Raw genomic sequence first — 3,410 nt, 5'->3', positions numbered from 1 at the left:
CCAACCCATGGTGGCGACGGCCAACCGGCAGGCGATTCCGCTCGACGCCGGCGTGCCGGACGGATCGGTGCTGCTTGGACCGGTCAAGGCGATCACCAATTCGATCTTCTGATCTGCGGGGGCGTGACGAGGTTTGCCCCCTGAGGAGCTTTAGCTGTTCCTCAGCGGGCGCCAATGTAGCAACCTTCATGGACCATGCAGAGATTGCCGTCGCGCCGTGCAGGACGTTCACACCCTGATCTCCCTGGGGAGCGCACTTTAGGGGAACGGGCTCACTTCAGTCCCAGATGCAAGGACAGTCGATTTGCAGCTCCTCGAAGGTGCTTTTCCGCAGCTTTGCGAGCCTCTTGTGGATTCCCCTCCGCGATCGCGTTGAATATGGCGATATGCTCTTCCTGAACTTGGGAGAGTAGGGCATTTCGCAGCGAACTGGCGCGAGCCTTTCGGATAAAATTCCGTACATGCGACTCCAGGAAATTGGACATTTCCTTGAAATGCGGATTGCCGCAGGCATCGACGATCTCTCTGTGAAAGGCCATATCCTCCTCAACGCCGGCTTCATCGTTGTCGAACGCCCGCTGGATGGCATGCAATTGCATTTCAATCGCCGCAAGCTGCTTTGCTGAGCGCCGTTCGGCAGCCAAAGCTGTTGCGGCCGATTCCACCGCCATCAGAAGCTCGATGATGTTTTCAACATCCAATGCATCGGTCAGATCAACACCGGCCAATCGAAACGCCATCTCCTTCGTCTCGATTACGAACGCCCCTAGACCCTGCCGGGTTGCAACGAGTCCATCGCGTTTGAGGATGCCGATTGCTTCCCTGACGATCGGCCGGCTCACACCATATTTTTCCGATAGCTCGTGCTCCGTTGGCAGCTTGTCGCCCTTGGCGTGTGCGCCCGAAGTGATGTCACTCCTGATCCTCGAGGCTACGGAATCGGCAAGTGAAGGTCCTCGTCTAACCTTTTCATCATAAACCATACGGTGCTCCAACCATCGTCGCTTTCGGACGGCACATCTAAGCCGTTGTGGCTCTGTTGTACCCACGCTGCCGCGAATTTTCTTTTGTCAGAGTAGCAGATTTAACTTGTCAGGCAACCTGGCAATATGGTTCATTGGCAACTGCGGCATGCGGTACCAACGCCTTGCTGGTGCGCGAACGCTGGGATGTCGTGTCGGCAACGGTCCGAAGCGTGAGAACGCTCAGTCGCTGAGGTGACCGGTCGGGTCTTCGCAAGAACGGATAGAGAAACGGGAGGAAGCGCATGAATATTTTTGATGATCCGCAACGGTTACGCCGGCTTGCACAAGAGGCCACCGAATACACCGATTTCAATCGCCGGACTCTTCTGAAGAGTGTGGGCGGTCTGATCGGCGGCGCAGCGCTTGCAAGCACATCGATACTTGCCAGCGCCGAGGAAATAACGCCGCCCGCTGCCGGCAAGAAGGTGCGCATTGGCGTCCCGCTGACCTACGGGCCGTTCAATCAGCCGTGGCGCCGTGGCTGCTGGCAGATCGTCAAGGCGGTGCTCGATGCCGGAGGCGAGGTCGTCACGATTCGCGGCGAGCCGACAAAGCCAAGCGAACAGTCCGCCGAGCGGGCGCTGCTCGACCGCGGGATCGACGCGCTTGTGATGGGGATCTACTCGCAAGAATCCGAAACCGCCTATATTGCGGACGAGGCGCACAAGAGAGGCATCAAGACGGTCGGCTTCACCATTCCGGTCAAGAATTCACCGGCCGTCATGGACGATGTCTGGGGAACTGCGACCACGCTCGGCTACTTCGTTCAGAACTATACCGGCCGCCAGGGCACCTTCGCCCAGACCGCGGAACAGCGTGGTTATTTCACGCCGTTCGACATGGAAGTGGACATGTTCGAACTCATGTGCCGCTACGAGCCGCGCATGAAGGTGCTGCCCTTCATCGACGGCGGCCAGGGCACGACCGATGAGATTTCGGTCGGCCGTAAGAACATGCTGTCGCTTTTGCAGGCCCATCCGGAGCCTGGTTCGCTTGCGGCCTTCATCTCGTGGTGGTGGCCATTCACGCTCGGCGCGGCGCAGGCGCTGAAACAGATGAACAGGGACGACGTTCCGCTGTTCAATCACTACCTGTCGACCCAGTTCCTTGAAGCCTGGGCGGCCAAGCAGGTGCCGGTGGTCTTCAGCTGCGACTCGCCCTTCCCTGAAATCGGCCGCAAGACCGGCGAACTCGCGGTTAAGCTCGCGCGAGGCGAGGACGTGCCAAATATCGTCTACCGCATCCCCGTGATCACCAAGACGCCGGATCAGGCGAGCGAGGCCCTCGCCGAACTCAAAAGCTGGGACGAGCAGGCAATCGCCCTGCTGAAACAGTACGGCGGCTAGACGCGAACTGGCATACGGCGAGCAGAGCGTTGCCGCCGTATGCCCCGCTTTCAGCAGAATGCGACTCGTGCCGAAGGGTGCCGGGACCCAATCCATTTGGTGACGGCAATCGCGTGGGCACTGAACCGTACCCTTGCATCTGATCAACGAACGACTGGAATCTAAAAAGTGACGCATGTGGAGCAGGAAAGCCTTGCCAAGGCGAACACAGCCAAGGGTACTGCCGTCAACGCAGTGCCAGCGGGAAGACGCGAACCCGCCGTCATGCGGTTTCTCAGGCAATGGGGAACAATCATCGTCCTGGTCGTGGCCGCCGTTGGATTTTCCATAGCCTCGCCCTACTTCGCCACCGCTTCCAACTTGAACAACATCCTCTTTTCGATGATCGTCAGTGCGTTGGTCTCTATGGGATTGACCTGGGTCGTGACCGCGGGGAGCTTTGACCTTTCGATCGGTCTCACAGTGACGACGTCATCAATCCTCGTCGCCTTTCTGATCCCTATCACCGGCCCTTGGCTTGCAATCGTGTTTGCTCTGCTTGCCGCATGCCTGATCGGTGTGGTGAACGGGCTTCTGGTGACCTATGGACGGCTATCGGGCATTGTCGTCACGCTTGGTGTGATGTTCGTGCTCGATGGGATCAACGTTTTTATCACGGGCGGTTATCAGGTCCCTGTTAGCTACGACGAAACCGCATTCCTTTATCTCGGCCAGGGTAAGCTCGGAATCGTCGGCGTGCCCGTAATCATCCTGGTAGCGGTGTTCATCGTAGCCCTCATCGCCGCAGCGCGGACACGGATCGGCCACTACATCGCGGCGGTCGGCGACAATCCGATGGCGGCGTTCTACTCCGGGATCAACGTTTATCGATGGGTCATCCTCGCATTCGTGCTTTCGGCATTGATGTCGGGGATTGCGGGCGTGATCGTGACCGCTATCTCATCCTCGGCGCAACCGGTCGGTGGCGAGGGCTACCTCCTCGAGGCCTTCGCCGCGGTGTTCCTTGGCGCAACCGTGCTTGGAAAGGGCAAGCCACATC

Annotated in this window: 3 protein-coding genes and 1 pseudogene; 3 read left to right on the top strand and 1 reads right to left on the bottom strand. The window is 58.8% G+C overall.

Annotated elements, in window-relative coordinates; all coding sequences use genetic code 11:
* A pseudogene (locus EN893_RS39450) lies at window positions 1–112 on the top strand (L,D-transpeptidase); the annotation flags it as partial.
* Between the two features lie 160 nt (window positions 113–272).
* On the opposite strand, the gene EN893_RS24850 reads toward EN893_RS39450, so the two are convergent.
* Complete coding sequence (locus EN893_RS24850; RefSeq protein WP_127269962.1) at window positions 273–983, bottom strand: FadR/GntR family transcriptional regulator; 711 nt, start codon at window positions 981–983, stop codon at window positions 273–275.
* A gap of 284 nt (window positions 984–1,267) precedes the next feature.
* On the opposite strand from EN893_RS24850, the gene EN893_RS24845 reads away from it, so the two are divergent.
* Together EN893_RS24845 and EN893_RS24840 are read left to right on the top strand one after the other, a co-directional pair.
* Window positions 1,268–2,371 carry a substrate-binding domain-containing protein gene (locus tag EN893_RS24845; RefSeq protein ID WP_127269964.1) on the top strand — a complete coding sequence of 368 codons (1,104 nt, stop codon included), beginning with the start codon at window positions 1,268–1,270 and terminating at the stop codon, window positions 2,369–2,371.
* Window positions 2,372–2,539: 168 nt separating this feature from the next.
* The coding region (locus EN893_RS24840; RefSeq protein ID WP_245490898.1) for an ABC transporter permease at window positions 2,540–3,410 on the top strand (871 nt) is incomplete at its 3' end.

The organism is Mesorhizobium sp. M7A.F.Ca.CA.004.04.2.1, assembly GCF_004022825.1.
Classification (GTDB): Bacteria; Pseudomonadota; Alphaproteobacteria; order Rhizobiales; family Rhizobiaceae; genus Mesorhizobium.
This window is presented reverse-complemented; position numbering and strand designations above follow the sequence as displayed.

Coding starts and splice junctions, on each gene's coding strand:
- EN893_RS24845 (WP_127269964.1), top strand. CDS start 1,268: ATGAATATTTTTGATGATCCGCAACGGTTACGCCGGCTTGCACAAGAG.
- EN893_RS24850 (WP_127269962.1), bottom strand. CDS start 983: ATGGTTTATGATGAAAAGGTTAGACGAGGACCTTCACTTGCCGATTCC.